Raw genomic sequence first — 18321 nt, forward strand, 5'->3', positions numbered from 1 at the left:
GGGTAAGGCTCCCAGTAGACGACTGGGTTGATAGGCCGGGTGTGGAAGCCGAGTGATCGGTGGAGCTGACCGGTACTAATAGGCCGAGGGCTTGTCCATAGTTGCTCCGCGTCCACTGTGTAGTTCTGAAACCACGACCGCATTGCCCCTGGCCGGCGGCGGTTGACAGTTTCATAGTGTTTCGGTGGTCATAGCGTGAGGGAAACGCCCGGTTACATTCCGAACCCGGAAGCTAAGCCTTACAGCGCCGATGGTACTGCAGGGGGGACCCTGTGGGAGAGTAGGACGCCGCCGAACAATTGTTGAGGGAGGGCCCCGCAGCCGGGAACGGCAGCGGGGCCCTTTCTGTTTTCCGGATACTCCACAGGTACCGGGAAGGCCGGTTCCGCCGAGTCTGTGACGACCGTGCCGCCCGCCGCCTGTCGCCGCCGCAGGCTCCGGTATGGTCCTCCGCCCGTTCGCCCGTTCGCCCGTCCGCCCGTCCGTCGGCCGCAGGACGGGCGGCATGGACCGCTCCTCCCCTCGGCTGGTCAAAGATTCGAATACCCCGGTGAGGAGAAGGTGGCAGGATTCCCTCCATGAGGTATCTGGTGCGGCGGGTTGCCGCCCACGAGTGGCTGAGGCTGCGGGACCTGCGGCTGGAGGCACTGCAGGAGGCGCCCGCGGCCTTCGTCTCCTTGTACGCGACGGAGCGGATGACATCCGACACCGAGTGGCAGGCGCGGGCACGGTACGGGTCCGGCGCGGCGGTGCGACCCGACGGCCGGCTCACGGCGACCCACATCATCGAGCAGGTGGGTGGGCGGGGCCGCTGGCTCGGCATGGTGACGGCCTTTCAGGAGCCGGACGCGCTGAAGCCCCAGATCGACCTGGTGGGCGTGTACGTGGCCCCGGAGCAGCGCGGTCGCCGGGTCGGCGCGTCGGAGGCGCTCGTCCGCGGCTCGCTGGCGTGGGCCTTCGACGAGGCCGGTGCTCAGCGGGTCCGGCTCTTCGTCCGTGAGGACAACGGGCGGGCGCTCGCGTTCTACCGACGGCTGGGGTTCACGGAGACGGGCGGGACCGTGCCCTACCCGCCCGCCCCCTCCCTGTCGGAGCTGGAGATGGAGTACGGCGGGGGCTGAGCAGCAGCCCCTGCCGGGGTGGTCACAGTCGGCCGGCGGCCTTGAGGGCCAGGTACGCGTCGGCGAGGGCGGGAGGCAGCTCCTCCGGAGGCGCGTCCACGACCGTCACCCCGTGGCGGCCGAGCCGCTCCGCGGTCTGCCGGCGGGCCGCGCGGGTCCGCTCGGCGGACGCGGCCCCGTAGACGGCCTCCACCGTGCCGCGGGCGGCCGCCATCTCCTCCGTCCGCGGGTCCGCCACGGAGGCGACCAGCACTTCGTGGCGCCCGGTGAGCCGGGGCAGGACGGTCAGCAGGCCCTGTTCGGCGGGTGCGGCGTCGAGCGTGGTGAGCAGGACGACGAGGGAGCGTTGCGGAGCCCGTCGCAGCACTGCCGACACCAGGGCGCGCATGTCGGTCTCCACCAGAGTGGGCTCCAGGACGGCCATGGCGTTCACGAACGACGGCAGCACCTCGGCGGCGGGACGTCCCTGCACGGAGGCGCGGGCCCGGCGGTCGTGGGCCAGCAGGTCGACGCGGTCGCCGGCCCGGGTGGCGAGGGCGGCGAGCAGCAGGGCCGCGTCCATCGCGGCGTCGAGCCGCGGCGCGTCGCCGACGCGTCCGGCGGAGGTGCGGCCGGTGTCGAGGACGACGAGGACGCGGCGGTCGCGCTCGGGCCGCCAGGTGCGGACGGCGACGGCGGAGCGGCGGGCGGACGCCCGCCAGTCGATGGACCGCACGTCGTCGCCGGGGGCGTACTCCCGCAGGGAGTCGAACTCGGTGCCCTGCCCCCTGGTCAGGAGCGAGGTGCGGCCGTCCAGTTCGCGCAGCCGGGACAACCGCGAGGGCAGGTGCCGGCGGCTCGAGAACGGGGGCAGCACCCGCACCGTCCACGGGACGGTGTGGGACCCCTGCCGTGCGGCCAGGCCGAGCGGGCCGGTGGAGCGCACGGTCACCCGGTGGGCGGGGCGGTCACCGCGCCGGGTGGGGTGCAGCACGGTGGTGACGCGCCGCCGCTCGCCCGCGGGGACGTCGACGCGGTGGCGGGAGGCGGCCTGCTCGCTGCCGGGCGTCCAGCTGCTCGGGGGCCATGCGTCGCGGATCCGGGCGCGCAGCCGCCTGCGGCCGGTGTTCTCGACGGTGAGGGTGACATGGGCGCTCTCGCCGAGCCGGACCGAGGTGTCGCCGGAGCGGGTGAGGCGCAGGCTGCGTACCGGCGCGGCCAGCAGCAGGTCGGCGGCGACCCCCGCCAGGACCGCTCCGCAGACCAGCCCGACGCCGGCGGCGGACGGCAGGAGCAGGCCCACGACCAGGACCCCGGCCAGGGCGAGCAGGGCGGTGCGGCCGGTGAGGGCCATGGGGCGGCTCCTGGGGTCGGGCGGGTCGGGATGGGGCGGATGCCCCCGGCCGGGCCCGACGCCCGGTCGGCCGCCGGGCGGGCCGGGCGGTGCCGGGGCGCGCGGGCGGTGGGGCGGGCGGGGGCGTCCGGCGGTGGCTCAGCGGGGGACGGGCACGTGCGAGAGGACGGCCTGGATCACGGAGTCCGCGGTGACGCCCTCCATCTCGGCCTCCGGACGGAGCTGCACACGGTGCCGCAGCGTCGGCAGGGCCAGCGCCTTGACGTCGTCGGGGGTGACGTAGTCGCGGCCGGCGAGCCAGGCCCAGGCGCGGGCGGTGCCCAGCAGGGCGGTCGCCCCTCGGGGGGAGACGCCCAGGGAGAGCGACGGCGACTCCCGGGTGGCGCGGCAGACGTCCACGATGTACGCCAGCACCTCGGGCGCGACGACGACCCGGGCGATCTCGGCGCGGGCGGCGTCGAGGTCCTCGGGACCGGCGACGGGCCGCACCCCGGCGGCGTCGAGGTCGCGCGGGTCGAAGCCGCCCGCGTGGCGGGTGAGGACCTCCACCTCGTGGTCGCGTGCCGGCAGCGGCAGGACCAGCTTGAGGAGGAAGCGGTCCAGCTGGGCCTCGGGCAGCGGGTAGGTGCCCTCGTACTCGACGGGGTTCTGGGTCGCGGCGACGAGGAACGGCTCGGGCAGCGGGCGCGGGGTGCCGTCGACGCTGACCTGGCGCTCCTCCATGGCCTCCAGCAGCGAGGCCTGGGTCTTGGGCGGCGTGCGGTTGATCTCGTCGGCGAGCAGCAGGTTGGTGAAGACCGGGCCGGGCTGGAAGGAGAACTCGGCGGTCCGTGCGTCGTACACCAGCGATCCGGTGACGTCGCCCGGCATGAGGTCCGGGGTGAACTGGACGCGCTTGGTGTCGACCCGCAGGGCCCTGGCCAGGGTGCGCACCAGCAGGGTCTTCGCCACGCCGGGGACGCCCTCCAGGAGGACGTGGCCGCGGCAGAGCAGCGCGACGACCAGGCCGGTGACGGCCGAGTCCTGTCCGACGACGGCCTTGGCGATCTCGGCGCGCAGCGCCTCCAGGGCCTGCCGGGGGTCGCGCGGGGCGCCGGCCGGGAGGGTGCCCGTGCCGGATGCGGCGGTGGGCCGGGCGTCGTGCTCGGTCACGGCTGTCGTACCTGCCTTTCCAGGGTGTCCAGATCGTCGGCGAGCCGCAGCAGGGCGGCGTCGTCGGCCGGGGCCGCACCGTACAGCAGGGCGTGCACCTCCGAGGGGGCGCGGCCCCCGGAGCGCGGGCCGTCCGCCGGGCCGGCGCCGGGCGCGGGCCCGGCCGGCGCGGGCCCGCCGGTGAGGCGGGCGGCGACGGCGGCGGTCAGGGCGACCGGCTCGGGGCCGGGTCCGCCCGGGACGCCGAGGACGGCGGCGAGCCGGGTGCGTGCGGCGTGGCGCAGGGCGTCGGCGGCCCGGTCGCGGGCCTTCGCGCGCCGGTACAGGCGTGCGCGGCCCTCCGTGGTCTCGGAGGCCCGCACGACGACGGGCAGCTCCTCCGTCACGACCGGGCCGAGCCGCCGGGCCCGCCAGAGCGCGGCGAGGACGGCGGCGACGGCGGCCTGGACCGCGCCCCAGCGCCAGCCGGCGGGCACCAGCGCGGCGGGGCTCGTGCCGCCGCCCGCCGCCGGGGCCCGGCCGTCGTCCGGCAGGTACCAGACCAGCCGCCGGTGCGCGCCGAGGAGGCCGAGGGCGAGGGCTGCGTCGCCGTCGTCGTCGAGCCGGTCGTTGGTGAGGAACCGCCCGGAGCCGACGACGACGGTGTCACCCGCGCCCTGCAGGCTGCGGACCAGCGGGAACGCGCCGCCGCGGGGGTAGCAGGCGTCGGCGCGGCCGCCGGGGAGGTACAGGAGACCGCCCAGTTCCGCGCTGCCGGCGCGGCGGGCCTCCGGCAGGGTGCAGCCGGGTTCGGTGCTCGCCGAGCGGACGGCGGCCGCACCGTCGGGTGCGTCCCCGGCACCGCCGCCGTCGGCGTCACCGCCGCCTGCGGGGCGGGTGCCGGGGGCGAGGGCGGAGAGCTCGGCGGGGTCGGGGGCGACCAGGACGACACGGCCGCCGCCCGCGTGGACGGTGCTGCCGAGCTCCCGCAGCTGGGCGGCGGTCAGGGTGTGCGCGCGGGTGAGCAGCACGGTGGTGGGGCGCCCGCTGTCCAGGGCCCTGCCGGGGCCGGGGGCGGTGTCCACGGCCACGCCCTGCCGCTCCAGCAGCCGGGCCAGGGCGCGGGCGCCGTCCGGGGCGGTGGAGCGCGGGTCGAGCGGGGGGTAGCGGGTCTCGGCGCGGAGCCCCGCGTACAGCAGGCCGCCGAGGACCAGGACGAGGGCCGCCGCGAGGAAGCCGCGGGAGCGGCGCCACAGGCTGCCGGCGGTGGGCGCGAGCGAGGTGGCGGCGTGGGGCGCGGCGGCGGGAGGGGCCGTGGCGGGGGAGGGCGCGCCGGGGACCGGGGGGTGCGGTGCCGCGGTGCTCATACGTGTCCTCCGCTTCCGGCTGCCGTGCTGCCGGCGGCGGTGCTGCCCGCCACCGTGCTGCCCGCCGCCGTCCCGGCGGGGACGGGGTGCGCCGGGCGGGCGCGCAGCAGGGCGGTGTCGAGGCCGGCGACCTCCCGGTACGCCTCGGGACCGGCCGGGCGGCCGCCGTAGACGACGCCGTCGAAGGTGCGGGCGGCGCGGCGGAGGGCCTCGGCGTGCTCCGGGAGGACCTGCCCGGCCGCGGCTGCGGCCTCGTCGGCGGTGCGGCCGGGGCGCTCGTCGAGGAGGGCGCGCTCCTCCAGGGAGCGGACGAGGGCGCGGGTGCGCTCCTGCAGGGCGTCGGACCACCGGCCGGCCTCCGCGTGCCGTTCGGCGGCGGCGCGGTGCTCCGCGGCGGTGCGGCGCCGGTCGCCGAGGAACTGCCCCGGGGCGGTGCGGGCCGTCCGGCGGGGGGCGCCGAGCCGCCACCACAGGGCGGCGCCGGCGAGCAGCAGCACGATCCCGAAGACCACCAGCCCGGCGGTGCCGCCCGTGCCGGTGCCGCCGATCAGGCCCAGGAGGCGGTCGAGCTGCCGCCACACCCACGAGAGCAGGCGCTCCGCCAGGCCCGGGTCGTTGCGGTGGTAGGCCGGGTCGGACAGTTCGTGCCGGGCCGCCTCGCGCGCCGCGTCCCGGCCGACGGTGACGGGCGCGCCGCCGTCGGCGAGGACGGCGGCGCGCAGCCCCTCCCCCCAGCTGCCCACGCCGGTCAGGCCCCCGCTGCGGCGGGCGCCTCGCCGAAGCCGGGCAGACCGGCCGCGCGGGCCAGCTCGATGTCCAGGGCCTCGCGGCGGATGCGCTGGTCGACGTAGAGGAGGACGTTGATGCCCGAGGTGAAGGGCAGCGTCAGGGTGGTCGCGACCGCCGAGCCGATGCCGAGCATCACCAGGGTGAGCAGCGGCGGTCCGGAGTCGGCCTGCGGGTTCAGCACGGCGTCGATCCCGCCGGCGAAGAGGCCCACGACGGTGAACGGCAGCAGGATCATCGTGCTGATCACCCAGCTCACCACGAGGCCGAGCAGGGTGATGCCGAAGATCCGCCACCAGCTGCCGCGCACCAGGCGGGCGGAGCGTGACAGGGAGGCGAACACCCCCTGCTTCTCCAGCATCAGGGCGGGGGCGGCGAGGCTGAACCGGATCCACAGCCAGACGATGCAGGCCGTCGCGGCCAGGAGGCCCAGGCCCAGGCTCACGCCGAGGACCGCGGGGTCGGCGTGCGACGCGGCGGCCGCGATGCCCGGGGCCAGCAGCACACCGCCGACGGCGACCACCATCAGCAGCAGGAGCAGGACCAGCCCCAGCAGCGGCAGCAGCCGCGGCCGGGCGTCGGCCCACGCCTCGCGGAGCGACACCGGCCGTCCCAGGATGCCCCGGCCGACCACCACCGTCAGCAGGGCCGTGGCGACCTGCCCGGCCAGGAGGAGCACCAGGTAGTCGACAGCGGTGCCCGCCGCGTCCGCTGCCGGGGACAGGGTGTCGGAGCGGGTGCCCCACTGGACGAGGACGCTGGAGGCCGAGCTGAGGACGGCGAGCGTCAGGGAGATGCCGAGCACGGTCCGCCAGTAGCGGCGGGCGGTGGAGACGGCGCCGTCCAGGATCTCGCCGACGCCGAGCGGGCGCAGCGGGATCACGCCGGGCTTGGGCGCGAGCGGGACGGCCCAGCCGCCGGCGAACGGGGGAGGCGGCGGGTAGGGGCCGCCGGGGTAGGGGGCCCCCGGGTGCGGGCCGGGCGGGGGAGTCCCCCAGCCCGGTGCCGCGCCCCGGCCGGGGGCGTCCTGCGCGGGGGGCGCGGTGTCCTGCGGTCCCGCGTCCGCGGGCCGGGCGTCCTGCGGTGCCGACGGGCCGGGCACGCCTCCCGGAGCGGAGGCGCCGCCCTGGGGGCGGCCGTCCTCGCGGGGCGGCTCGGGCGAACCGGGCGGTGCCCAGCCCGGGTTGTCGGTCATCGCTGCTCCTTCGCGGGTGCCACCGGACGGCGGTCACGGGGGTGAGGGGCCGTTCGTGTGGCGCCCATCGTGCCACGGCCCGATCGCGCGCACTGCACCGTACGGGTGACAGCCTCCGGCCGGTGGCGGGACCGGTCCCACCGGGCCGCGTCCGGGCGTGCGCCCTGTTCAGTTCGGGGTGCCGCCGGTGCAGACTGGGGCGATGGCCGATCTTCCCGCTGCCCGTCCCGCCGCCCCCGCGCCCGTCCCGCCGCCCCTGCGGGCCCTGCGCTGGGACGACTCCCCGGACGGCCCCGTCCTGGTGCTGCTCGACCAGACGCTGCTCCCCGGCGAGGAGCGGGAGATCGCCTGCACCAGCACCCGGACCCTCGTCGAGGCGATCCAGCGGCTCGCGGTGCGCGGTGCCCCGCTGCTGGGCCTGGCCGGCGCGTACGGGGTGGCGCTGGCCGCCGCCCGCGGCTGCTCGGTGGGCGACGCCGCCGAGGAACTCGCCCGGGCCCGGCCCACCGCCGTCAACCTGGCCATCGGCGTGCGGCGGGCCGCCGACGCCCACCGGCACCACCTGGCGGAGAAGCCCGGCGACCTCGACGGCGCGGCCGCCGCGGCGCTGGAGGCGGCCCGCGCCCTGCACCGGGAGGACGCCGCCGCCAGCGCCGCCATGGCCTCCCACGGGCTCGACCTCCTCGACCGGCTCCTGCCCGGCGGCACCCACCGGCTGCTCACCCACTGCAACACCGGCGCCCTCGTCTCCGGCGGCGAGGGCACCGCCCTGGCCGTGGCGCTCGCCGCGCACCGCGCCGGGCGGCTGCGGCGGCTCTGGGTGGACGAGACCCGGCCCCTGCTGCAGGGCGCCCGGCTGACCGCGTACGAGGCTGCGCGCGCCGGGATGCCCTACACCCTGCTGGCGGACAACGCCGCCGGCTCGCTCCTCGCCGCCGGCCAGGTGGATGCGGTGCTGGTCGGGGCGGACCGGATCGCGGCCGACGGCTCCACCGCCAACAAGGTCGGCACCTACCCGCTGGCGGTGCTGGCCCGCCACCACGGCGTGCCGTTCGTGGTGGTGGCGCCCACCACCACCGTGGACCCGGACACCCCCGGCGGGGCGGACGTGGAGGTCGAGCAGCGGGCCGCGCACGAGGTGGCCGAATACGCCGGGGTCGCGGTCGCACCGCCCGGGGCGCCCGTCTACAACCCGGCGTTCGACATCACCCCGCCCGGACTGATCAGCGCGATCGTCACCGAGAAGGGCGTAGTCTCCCCGGTGGATGTGAGCGGGATGACACGGCTGTGCGCCATGTCACGATCGAGTGATGAGACGATGTGAAGCATGAAGGGACGCGTCCTGGTCGTCGACGACGACACCGCACTGGCCGAGATGCTGGGCATCGTTCTGCGCGGGGAGGGTTTTGAGCCCTTCTTCGTCGCGGACGGGGACAAGGCACTGGCCGTGTTCCGGGAGAGCAAGCCCGATCTGGTCCTCCTCGACCTGATGCTGCCCGGCCGCGACGGCATCGACGTCTGCCGGCAGATCCGGGCCGAGTCCGGGGTGCCGATCGTCATGCTCACCGCCAAGAGCGACACCGTGGACGTGGTCGTGGGCCTGGAGTCGGGCGCCGACGACTACGTCATCAAGCCGTTCAAGCCCAAGGAACTGGTGGCCCGGGTGCGCGCCCGGCTGCGCCGCGCCGAGGAGCCCACCCCCGAGCAGCTGGCCATCGGCGACCTGGTGATCGACGTCGCCGGGCACTCGGTGAAGCGCGACGGCCGGTCCATCCCGCTGACCCCGCTGGAGTTCGACCTGCTGGTCGCGCTCGCCCGCAAGCCCTGGCAGGTCTTCACCCGCGAGGTCCTGCTGGAGCAGGTGTGGGGCTACCGGCACGCCGCCGACACGCGGCTGGTCAACGTCCACGTACAGCGCCTGCGCTCCAAGATCGAGCGGGACCCCGAGCGGCCCGAGATCGTGGTGACCGTGCGCGGCGTCGGCTACAAGGCCGGACCCAGCTGACGTGAGCGGGCAGCACGACCAGGACTCCCCGCCGCGCGGCACCGCGGGCGGGGAGTCGCCGTCCCGGGGCCCGGCCGCCGCGGACCTCCCGCCGGTGGGCCCCGGCCCGACGGCCCCGGACGACCCCGCGCTCGGGGACGCGCCGTCCGGCGCCAGCCGCATACCGGGCGGCCACCGCGGGATCGCCGCCATGGCCGCCCTCGCCGCCCGCCAGGCCAGACGGCCGTTCCGCCGCGCCGTCGCGCTGTGGCGGCGCTCCATCCAGCTGCGGGTGGTCGCCACCACGCTGGTGCTGTCGCTGGGCGTGGTGCTGCTCCTCGGCGTGGTGGTGATGGCGCAGGTCCGCACCGGCCTGCTGGACGCCAAGAAGCACGTGGCGGAGAGCCAGGCCGCCGGCGGCTTCTCGGTCGCGCAGAAGCAGATCGACGCCGCCCGCGACCTCCCGAACAAGGCCGGCAGCGGCACCGCCCCGGCCGCCGCCGAGGACATCGGCGACTGGATCACCCGGCAGGTCGAGCAGCTGGCCAGCAGCGGCCAGGGCGTGTACTCCGTCGTCGCCCTCGTGCCGTCCGCCCCCGCCGCGCCGACCACCGACGTGTCCGGGGTGCGCTCCCCGCGCAGCACCGGCAACGTCTCCCCCCAGTCGATCCCCGACGAGCTCCAGCAGCGGCTGGCGGACCACCCGGGGACCGTCCAGGAGCAGCCGACCGTCATCCGGCGCGACCAGGGCGAGGGGCCGCGCACCGAGGCGGGCCTGGCCATCGGCAAGCAGCTGGTGGGCCCCGACAGCACCGCCTACCAGCTCTTCTACGTCTTCCCCTTCGGCCAGGAGAGCAAGACCCTCGGCCTGGTCACCGGCACCCTGGCCACCGCCGGCGTCTTCGTGGTGGTGCTGCTGGGCGCCATCGCCTGGATGGTGGTCCGGATGGTCGTCACGCCCGTGCGGATGGCCGCCGGGATCTCCGAACGGCTGGCCGCGGGCCACCTCGACGAGCGGATGAAGGTCACCGGCACGGACGACATCGCCCGGCTCGGCGACTCCTTCAACGAGATGGCCAACGCCCTGTGGGCGCAGATCCGGCAGCTGGAGGAGCTCTCGCGGGTCCAGCGCCGCTTCGTCTCCGACGTCTCCCACGAGCTGCGCACCCCGCTCACCACCGTCCGGATGGCCGCCGACCTGCTGTACGAGGGCCGCGAGGACATGGACCCGGCCTCCTCGCGCTCCGCCGAGCTGCTGCAGAGCCAGCTGGACCGCTTCGAGTCCCTCCTCTCCGACCTGCTGGAGATCAGCCGCTTCGACGCCGGCGCGGCCGTCCTGGACGCCGAGCCCGCCGACCTGCGGGAGATCGTCGCCCGGGTCGTCGAGGCGGCGGAGCCGCTGGCCCAGGCCAAGGGCAGCGCCCTGCTGGTGCGCGGCGCCGAGGACCCCGTGATGGCGGAGGTCGACCCCCGGCGGATCGAGCGCATCCTGCGCAACCTGGTCGTCAACGCCCTGGAGCACGGCGAGGGCCGCGACGTGGTGGTCCGGCTGGCCTCCGGGGACGGCTCGGTCGCGGTCGCGGTGCGCGACCACGGCATCGGCCTCAAGCCCGGCGAGGCGTCGCGGGTCTTCCACCGCTTCTGGCGGGCGGACCCGGCGCGGCAGCGCACCACCGGCGGTACCGGCCTCGGCCTGTCCATCGCCCTGGAGGACGCCCACCTGCACGGCGGCTGGCTGCAGGCGTGGGGCGAGCCCGGGGGCGGCTCGCAGTTCCGGCTGACCGTGCCCCGCACCAGGGGCGCCGAGATCGGGCGCTCGCCGATCCCGCTGGAGCCGGAGGACTCCCTGCACAACCGCGGACTGGGCGCGCCCGGCACCCCGTACCGCAGGGTCGCCCGCCCGGCCGGCGGCCGGCCCGCCGACGCGGGGGCCGAGGAGGCGGCGGAGGGCGGCGGGAACGGCTTCGGGCCCGGCCTCGGCGGGGTGCTCACCATAGGCCCGGGGCTCGGCCCCGGCGGGCGGACGGCCCGCCGACCCTCCGCGGACCCCTCCGACGTCCGGGCGGCCTCCGCGGGGTACGGTGCGACCGGCGCCCACGTCGTGGTGGAGCGCGGGACGGGACGGCCGGGGGCGGACGGTCCGGGAGCGGCAGGGACGGCCGGGACGGCAGGGGAGGAGCGGGACGGTGCGGAGGCGGACTGACCGCGGGGGGGCCGGGCAGGCGGCGGCCGACCGCGCCGTACCGGGCGCCGGCACGCCCGGCGCGGGCCGTACCGGGCGCGCGGGTCCGGCCTGCGGCCGGATGCTCGCCGCGGTGGTGCCCCTGGTGCTGCTGCTCGCGGGCTGCGCGGCCATGCCGGACAGCGGCGACGCCGCCGAGGTCAACGCCGCCGAGCACGCGGACGACCAGAACCTCCAGGTGCGGGTCTTCCCCGTGCACCCCCAGAAGGGCCTCGAACCGCAGGAGCTGCTGCGGAACTTCCTCGACGCGACCATCGGCGACGAGGCCGGGTACACCACGGCGAAGGAGTACCTCACGACGGCGGAGGCCAGGCGCTGGCGCCCCGAGGCGAGGGTCGTGGTGCTCACCGGCAACCCGGAGGTGCAGCCCGGCACGGCCGGCGCCCGCACCCGGCAGGTGACCGTCCACGGCAGTGCGATGGCCGAGCTGGACGCCAACAAGACGTTCCGGCCGATGGCCGGGGACTTCCACGCCTCGTTCACCTTCGCCAGGCAGAACGGCGAGTGGCGCATCTCCCGCCTCCCCGACGGCCTGATCCTCAACGAGACCAACTTCCGCAACGTCTACGAGCGGGTCAGCCGCTACTACTTCGCGGCCGCCGACCCCTCCCGGCCCTCGGCGCGGCAGCCGGTCCTGGTGCCCGACCCGATCTACCTGCGCCGCCGCATAGACCCGCTCACCGAGGCCGCCAGGGCGCTGGCCGCGGGCCCGTCCCGCTGGCTCGCCCCGGTGGTCTCGTCGGCCTTCGACGGCGTCTCCGTGCTGTCCCAGAGCACCGCGCCGGACGACGGCGGGACGGCCGAGGTCAAGGTCAGCGCGCGCGACCTGCAGAGCCGTCCGGAGACCTGCCGGCGGATGGCCGTGCAACTGCTGCGCACCCTCGCCGACCAGGCCGCCGGCATCAGGCGGGTGGTGGTGGCCGACCCCGGGGGGACCCGCGGCTGCGAGGTCACCGCCGGACAGGCCGACGCCTACTCCCCGGAGCGCGCGGACGACCTGTACTACCAGGACGTCGCCAACGGGCGGCTGCTGCGGCTGTCCCGCGACGAGGAGTCCGGCGGCACCCCCGTCCCCGGCCCGCTGGGCGCCCCCCAGCAGCAGCCCCGGATGGACCGGGTCGCGGTGCGCCGCGACGGCGGCCTGGCCGCCGCCGTCGGGCAGGGGGGCCGGGAGCTGTACGAGACGGGCCTCGCGGACGGCGCCAAGCTGCTGCCGACGGGCGTCACCAGCAAGGTGCCGGACGGCCTCTCCGAGCCGACCTGGGACGGGTACGGCGACCTGTGGATCGCCGACCGCGACCCCGCCGCGCCGCAGGTCCTCATGGTCCGGGGCGGCCGCCCCTACCGCGTCGCGGTGCGGGGGCTGGGCGGCCGCACCGTGCAGGGGCTGAGGATCTCCTCGGACGGCATCCGGGTGGCGCTGCTGCTCACGGACGGGCACACGCGGACGGTCGAGATCGGCCTGGTGCGCCGCTCGGGCGGCGCGGAGGCGCCGCAGGCGGTGATCACCGCGCTGCGCCCGGTGGCGCCCCAGCTGGTGGACGTCACGGCGGTGTCGTGGTCCGACACCGACGAGCTGGTGGTGCTGGGCAGGGAGGCCGAGGGCGTCAAGCACCCCCAGCTGGTGGGCGTCGACGGTTCGCACAGCGAGGACACCACGCTCCAGGGGATCGACGGGATGACCACGGTGGCCGCCTCGGAGGACCCGCAGGCACCGGTGTACGCGGACTCCAAGGACCACAAGATCTACCGGCTCGGGCCCAACGGGCAGTGGCGGGCGGTGGCCCGCAACGCCATGGCGCCCGCCTACCCGGGCTGACCGCCTGCCCGGACTGATCGACTACCCGGGCTGGACCGGGCGAACCCCGGGTCCCGCCCGGCCTCGGCACCTCCGGGGCACCCGCAGGGGGGTGGCCGCGACCGTGGCCGCCCCCGGTACGCGGACACCCGCGGCCTCCAGGGCCCGCGCGGCCTCGGCGAGGGTGGCACCGGTGGTCACCAGGTCGTCGACCAGGACGGCCCGCCCCGAGCGCAGCGCCGCCGCGGGTGCCCGGCGCACCGCCAGGGCCCCGGCGAGGTTGCGGCGCCGGTCCGCCGCGCCGAGACCGGCCTGGTCCGCGACGGCGCGGACGGGCCGCAGCGCCCCGAGCGCGCGTGCGGGCACGCCCGACCGCCGCAGCTCCCGGGCCGCGGCCCGGGCCAGCCGGTGCACGGGGTCGTGGCCGCGGGCGCGCACCGCCCGGGGCGCGGACGGCACGGGGACCAGCAGGAGCGGCGCGGGGCCGGTCCGGTCCCGGCGGTCCGCCGCCCCCGCCCGGGGCTCCTCGCCCAGGGCGGCCAGCACGGCTCCGGCCAGGGCGGCGCCCAGCGGGCCGGCCAGGCCGAGCGCACCGCGCTCCTTGTGGGCCAGCAGCAGCCCGCGGACGGGCCCCTCGTACACGGCGGCCGCGTACACCGGCGGCAGGCCCGGGGGCGGCGGGTCCGGCCGGGCCGGGCGGACCGGGGCGGCGGCCAGGGCGGCCCGGCAGCCGGGGCACAGCCGGCCGCGGGTGCCGCCGCAGCCGTCGCAGCGTGCGGGCAGCAGCAGGTCGAGCAGGGCGTCCACGGGCACTTCCCCCTCCGTGCGGCGGATGCCGGATGGCGGGACCAGAGTGCGCGGGTACGGGCGGATCCGCGGCCCTTTTCCCGCACGTTCATCCGAAAGGGGGCCGTTCGCGTCGAACCGGTGTCCAGGCCGCCATCGACGGCTATGTTCGGCTTCGGAACGGGTGTCCGAGGGGTGGTGCCCCGCCGTCCGGCCGCCGGGCGCGCACCTCCGTGCGCCGCGCGTCCGCCGGGGAGGCGGAAACCCCCGGAGGGGTGTTCCATGGGGTTTCAGCCGTCCCTGGTGGGGAGGAAGTGGTGAGGGAAACAGTTCCGGCCGCCGCCCCGGCCGCGGGGTGAACGCAGGGCGGACGGACTGCGTACTCAGTGGGCCGCGCGGGGCCTGGCCCCGCCGGCGTCAGCGCGAGGGAACGGAGTTCTGCGTGGACATCGTCGTCAAGGGCCGCAAGACCGAGGTGCCCGAGAGGTTCCGCAAGCACGTGGCCGAGAAGCTGGAGAAGATCCAGAAGTTCGACGGCAAGGTGATCAGCCTCGACGTCGAGGTGTCCAAGGAGCGCAACCCGCGCCAGGCGGACCGCAGCGAGCGCGTGGAGATCACGGTGCGCACCCGCGGTCCGGTGATCCGTGCAGAGGCCTGCGCCGGCGACCCCTACGCCGCGCTGGACATGGCCGCCAACCGGCTCGACGCCCAGCTGCGCAAGGCCGCGGACCGCCGCCGGGTGCACAAGGGAGGCACCGGCCGCACCCCGATCAGCGTGGCCGAGGCCACCGCGGCGCTGGCCGCACTGCCGGAGACCGCCCCCGCCGCCGAGGAGGAGACCGGGGTGGTGAAGACCCGCATCGGGTCGCTGGAGGTGGAGGGCGACGGCCCGCTCGTCGTCCGGGAGAAGGTGCACGCCGCCGCGCCGATGGCGCTGGACCAGGCCCTCTACGAGATGGAGCTGGTCGGGCACGACTTCTACCTCTTCGTCGACACCGACACCGGGATGCCGAGCGTCGTCTACCGCCGCCACGGCTACAACTACGGCGTCATCCACCTGAAGGCCGACGGGTCCGCTCCCGACGGCGAGCTGGGCGGCGCCGGCGGCGCGATCGGCGAGGCGGACGAGGAGTAGCCGGGCCGCGCCGCGCCGGGGCGCACCCCGGGCACGGTGCAGGTGACGGACCGTCGGCGGGCCGCCGGTCCTGCGGCCCGCCGCGGGACCGGCGCCCCGCCCCGAGGGGTGTCGAGCCGGGCGGACGGCCGCGGGAGCGGCCCCCGGCCGCCTCCGGCGGGGCAGCACGGCGGTGCACCACGGCGGTGCACCACGGGCGGGCGCGGCCGCAGGCCCCGCCGGGGCGCTGCGCAGCCGCACGCCCGCCGTGTGGCCGGACCGCCCGACCACCGTGGAATGATGGCGCCAGCCCCGGTCAGCACAGGGGGCGCCCGACCAGTCACGTGGTCCCCGCGCGGGCCACGAGGGGGAGGAGTGGATGGGGGAGCGTTTCAGCACGGGGTCCGCCGGCCGCGGCGGCACGCCGTTCACGGGTCCGTCCGACCGGCAGCAGGGGCATGCCCAGGAGGACCGCCCGCCGGTCCAGCCGCAGGGACGGCCCCTCGCACACCTTCCGGGGCACCCCTCGGGCCACTCCGCCGGTCACCCGTCCGGGTACTCCCCGGAAGGGGCGGAGGACGACGGGCCCCGCGCCGAACCCATCCGGGTGCTCGTGGTGGACGACCACGCCCTCTTCCGGCGCGGCCTGGAGATCGTCCTCGCGCAGGAGGAGGACATCCAGGTGGTCGGCGAGGCGGGGGACGGCGCCGAAGCCGTGGAGAAGGCCGCCGACCTGCTGCCCGACATCATCCTGATGGACGTCCGGATGCCCCGCCGCAGCGGTATCGAGGCCTGCACGGCCATCAAGGACGTGGCGCCCAGCGCCCGGATCATCATGCTGACGATCAGTGACGAGGAGGCCGACCTCTACGAGGCGATCAAGGCCGGCGCCACCGGCTACCTCCTCAAGGAGATCTCCACCGACGAGGTCGCCACCGCGATCAGGGCGGTCGCCGACGGCCAGTCCCAGATCAGCCCCTCCATGGCGGCCAAGCTGCTCACCGAGTTCAAGTCGATGATCCAGCAGCGCTCCGACGACCGGCCCCTGGTGCCCGCGCCCCGGCTCACCGACCGGGAGCTGGAGGTGCTCAAGCTGGTGGCCACCGGGATGAACAACCGCGACATCGCCAAGAAGCTCTTCATCAGCGAGAACACGGTGAAGAACCACGTGCGCAACATCCTGGAGAAGCTCCAGCTGCACTCCCGGATGGAGGCCGTCGTCTACGCCATGCGCGAGAAGATCCTCGAAATAGGCTGACGCGGCGTCACGCCGCCTGCCGGTGGACCGGGGACCCTCCCGTTCAGGCCGTTGCGACGGCCGCGGTGAGGGCGCCCGCCAGGGACTCCGGGACCACCCGCTCCACCGTCACCGCGTCGCAGCCCACCCACTCGGCGGCCTCCCGCAGTGCCTGCGCCATGGGGGCGACGGCGGCGGGCGACTCCACGGAGGCCTGCCGGGCGACCAGCGTCCGGCCCTCCCGCGCGGGGTCGACCCGCCCCACCAGCCTGCCGCCCGCCAGCAGCGGCATCGCGAAGTAGCCGTGCACGCGCCTCTCCCGGGGCACGTACGCCTCCAGGCGGTGGGCGAACCCGAAGACCCGCTCGGTGCGCGCCCGGTCCCAGATCAGCGAGTCGAAGGGCGAGAGCAGGGTGGTCCGGTGCCGCCCCCGGGGCGCGGCCCCCAGCGCGGCCGGGTCCGCCCAGGCCGGTCCGGGGCCGCCGTCGCGCCCCCAGCCCTCCACCTCCACCGGGACCAGCCCGGAGTCGGCGGCCACCGCGTCCACCTGCTCGGTCCGCAGCCGGTGGTAGTCCGCCAGGTCGGCCCGGGTCGCCACGCCCAGGGCCGCCCCGGCCTGCCCGACCAGCCGCCGCAGGCAGGTCGCGTCGTCCGGATCCTGCGCCAGCAGCTCCGGCGGCACGGCCCGCTCCGCCAGGTCGTAGACGCGCTTCCATCCCCTGCGCTCGGTGCAGACCACCTCGCCGACGTCGAGCAGCCACTCGATGGCGATCTTCGTCTCGGACCAGTCCCACCAGGGGCCGCCCCGGCGGGCGCCGCCGAGGTCGGTGGCGGTCAGCGGACCGTCGGCGCGCAGCCGGGCCCGCACCTCGGCGCAGGACCGCGCGGCGTCCTCCATCCGGTGCCAGCGGTGGCCCCGGGAGGTGAACGCCCGCCGCCGGAAGGCGAAGAGCGGCCACTCCTCCACCGGCAGGACGCAGGCGGCGTGCGACCAGTACTCGAAGGCGGCACCGCCCCAGTACGCCTCCTCCACCGCGCCGCGGCCCACCGCGCCGAGCCGTGCGTACGGCACCAGTTCGTGCGAGCGGGCCAGGACCGAGATGGTGTCCAGCTGGACCGCGCCGAGCCGGCGCAGCACCCCGCGCACCCCGCCCCGCCGGTCGGGCGCGCCCAGCAGCCCCTGGGCGCGCAGGGCGATCCGGCGGGCGTCCCCGGCGGAGAGGGCGGCGGCGGGCTTCGGCGTCGGAGGCGCTGCGGAGGTCATGCCCCGCAGCGTAGGGGCAGCCCCGGACAACCGGGCCGTCCCCGCCGGGGGAGGACCCGCGGGCCGGGGCCGCCGGGGCCGCCGGGGCCGTCGGGCCGCCGCCGGACGCGCGGGGCGGCCCTGACGCACCCGCCTGAAGGCGCAGCTTCAGGACGAGGGGAGAGAGGAGAGGGGGCGGCGGCCCTCGTCCCGTCGGCGGTCCCCGCCCCGTCGGCCGCCCCCGTTCCGTCGGGCGCCCCGCCCGGGCCCGTCAGCCGGCCGCCGGGCCCGGGACCCGGTCGGTGGGCAGCAGCGAGCCGACCCAGCCGTCCCGGCGCCCGCCCCGGTGCTCCAGGTAGGAGCGCAGGGTCCCCTCGACGGTGAAGCCCACCCGCTCCGCCACCGCCCGGGAGGCGGTGTTGCCCACCTCCGCGTACCACTCCAGGCGCTGGACGCGGAGGGTGTCGAAGGCCCAGCGGGCGACGGCGGCGACGGCCTCGGCGGTGAGGCCGCGTCCCCGGTGCTCCCGGGCGGTCCAGTAGCCGACCTCCGCGACGGCGGTGCGCGGGGGGAAGGAGAGGCCGACCGAGGAGACCAGCGCCCCGCCGTCGCGGGTGAAGGTCCCCCAGTTGTAGAGCGTGTCGTTGCGCCAGCCGTCGGGCGAGATCCGGCCGGTGAACTCCTCCGCGTGCTCCGGTAGGTAGGGGGAGGGCACGGTCGTCCACCGCTGGATCTGCTCGTCCTGGCAGGCCCGGTGCACGGCCCCGGCGTCGCCCGGCTCCAGGGGGCGCAGGAGGAGGCGGGCGGTCTGCATGGTCACGGGTTCCATGGGCGCGAGTATCGCGGAGCCCGCCGGGGCGGGTGACGGCTCCCGGGCGCGGGGCCCCTCCCCGCGGGCCGCCGCCCCCCTCGCGGGCGCCGGCCCCCGCCGCAGGCCGCCCCGGGCCGGGAACGCCGCGCCCGCCCCGGACGTCGTCCCTGGTG

The 18321-nt window shown here is 77.0% G+C and carries 14 protein-coding genes, 2 rRNA genes and 1 pseudogene; 9 read left to right on the forward strand and 8 right to left on the reverse strand.

Annotated features, from left to right (window positions below; translation table 11 throughout):
- The 3 genes from LO771_RS28690 to LO771_RS28700 form a co-directional block, all read left to right on the forward strand.
- Positions 1-99: ribosomal RNA gene (locus tag LO771_RS28690) — 23S ribosomal RNA — on the forward strand; the annotation flags it as partial.
- Between the two features lie 81 nt (positions 100-180).
- A 5S ribosomal RNA gene (gene rrf, locus LO771_RS28695) occupies positions 181-297 on the forward strand.
- Positions 298-578: 281 nt separating this feature from the next.
- On the forward strand, positions 579-1121 hold the full coding sequence (locus LO771_RS28700) for an N-acetyltransferase (RefSeq protein ID WP_230747845.1): 543 nt from the start codon (positions 579-581) through the stop codon (positions 1119-1121).
- 22 nt (positions 1122-1143) lie between these two features.
- Here LO771_RS28700 and LO771_RS28705 read toward each other — a convergent pair whose 3' ends face one another.
- The 5 genes from LO771_RS28705 to LO771_RS28725 all read right to left on the reverse strand — a co-directional run bounded on the left by LO771_RS28705 (position 1144) and on the right by LO771_RS28725 (position 6933).
- Positions 1144-2454 carry a DUF58 domain-containing protein gene (locus tag LO771_RS28705; RefSeq protein ID WP_230747847.1) on the reverse strand — a complete coding sequence of 437 codons (1311 nt, stop codon included), beginning with the start codon at positions 2452-2454 and terminating at the stop codon, positions 1144-1146.
- A gap of 138 nt (positions 2455-2592) precedes the next feature.
- Positions 2593-3522, reverse strand: coding sequence for a MoxR family ATPase (locus LO771_RS28710; protein ID WP_230747888.1), 930 nt, complete (start codon positions 3520-3522; stop codon positions 2593-2595).
- Between the two features lie 80 nt (positions 3523-3602).
- Complete coding sequence (locus LO771_RS28715) at positions 3603-4952, reverse strand: DUF4350 domain-containing protein (RefSeq protein WP_230747849.1); 1350 nt, start codon at positions 4950-4952, stop codon at positions 3603-3605.
- Positions 4949-5695, reverse strand: a complete 747-nt coding sequence (locus LO771_RS28720) for a DUF4129 domain-containing protein (RefSeq protein ID WP_230747851.1) — start codon at positions 5693-5695, stop codon at positions 4949-4951. Before LO771_RS28720 ends, LO771_RS28715 begins: the two co-directional genes overlap by 4 nt.
- Positions 5696-5700: 5 nt before the next feature.
- Positions 5701-6933 carry a hypothetical protein gene (locus tag LO771_RS28725; protein ID WP_230747855.1) on the reverse strand — a complete coding sequence of 411 codons (1233 nt, stop codon included), beginning with the start codon at positions 6931-6933 and terminating at the stop codon, positions 5701-5703.
- A 202-nt stretch (positions 6934-7135) separates the two neighbouring features.
- On the opposite strand from LO771_RS28725, the gene mtnA reads away from it, so the two are divergent.
- Genes mtnA through LO771_RS31530 form a run of 4 tightly spaced genes read left to right on the forward strand, consistent with a single transcriptional unit; the run spans position 7136 to position 12978 of the window.
- On the forward strand, positions 7136-8257 hold the full coding sequence (mtnA, locus tag LO771_RS28730) for an S-methyl-5-thioribose-1-phosphate isomerase (RefSeq protein ID WP_230747856.1): 1122 nt from the start codon (positions 7136-7138) through the stop codon (positions 8255-8257).
- 3 nt (positions 8258-8260) lie between these two features.
- The gene (gene mtrA / locus LO771_RS28735) at positions 8261-8938 is read left to right on the forward strand and encodes an MtrAB system response regulator MtrA (protein WP_230747857.1); all 678 of its coding nucleotides are present in this window, start codon (positions 8261-8263) and stop codon (positions 8936-8938) included.
- A gap of 1 nt (position 8939) precedes the next feature.
- Entirely contained in the window at positions 8940-11120 is a 2181-nt protein-coding gene (gene mtrB / locus LO771_RS28740; RefSeq protein WP_374228271.1) for an MtrAB system histidine kinase MtrB, read from the forward strand.
- A complete protein-coding gene (locus LO771_RS31530; protein ID WP_230747860.1) occupies positions 11104-12978 on the forward strand; it encodes an LpqB family beta-propeller domain-containing protein in 1875 nt (624 codons plus the stop codon). The genes mtrB and LO771_RS31530 overlap by 17 nt, the downstream gene beginning before the upstream one ends.
- Positions 12979-12999: 21 nt before the next feature.
- On the opposite strand, the gene LO771_RS28750 is transcribed toward LO771_RS31530, so the two are convergent.
- Complete coding sequence (locus LO771_RS28750; protein WP_230747862.1) at positions 13000-13770, reverse strand: ComF family protein; 771 nt, start codon at positions 13768-13770, stop codon at positions 13000-13002.
- A 415-nt stretch (positions 13771-14185) separates the two neighbouring features.
- Here LO771_RS28750 and hpf point away from each other — a divergent pair, with 415 nt between their 5' ends.
- Positions 14186-14878, forward strand: coding sequence for a ribosome hibernation-promoting factor, HPF/YfiA family (gene hpf / locus LO771_RS28755; RefSeq protein WP_230747869.1), 693 nt, complete (start codon positions 14186-14188; stop codon positions 14876-14878).
- Between the two features lie 562 nt (positions 14879-15440).
- Positions 15441-16115, forward strand: a pseudogene (locus LO771_RS28760) (response regulator); the annotation flags it as partial.
- Between the two features lie 43 nt (positions 16116-16158).
- On the opposite strand, the gene LO771_RS28765 reads toward LO771_RS28760, so the two are convergent.
- Both LO771_RS28765 and LO771_RS28770 read right to left on the reverse strand, forming a co-directional pair.
- Positions 16159-17358 (reverse strand): winged helix-turn-helix domain-containing protein, encoded by a 1200-nt coding sequence (locus LO771_RS28765; RefSeq protein ID WP_230747871.1) that lies wholly within the window; start codon positions 17356-17358, stop codon positions 16159-16161.
- Positions 17359-17608: 250 nt separating this feature from the next.
- Entirely contained in the window at positions 17609-18166 is a 558-nt protein-coding gene (locus tag LO771_RS28770) for a GNAT family N-acetyltransferase (protein ID WP_230747873.1), read from the reverse strand.
- Positions 18167-18321 lie beyond the last annotated feature (155 nt).

Source organism: Streptacidiphilus sp. ASG 303, assembly GCF_020991365.1.
Classification (GTDB): Bacteria; Actinomycetota; Actinomycetes; order Streptomycetales; family Streptomycetaceae; genus Peterkaempfera.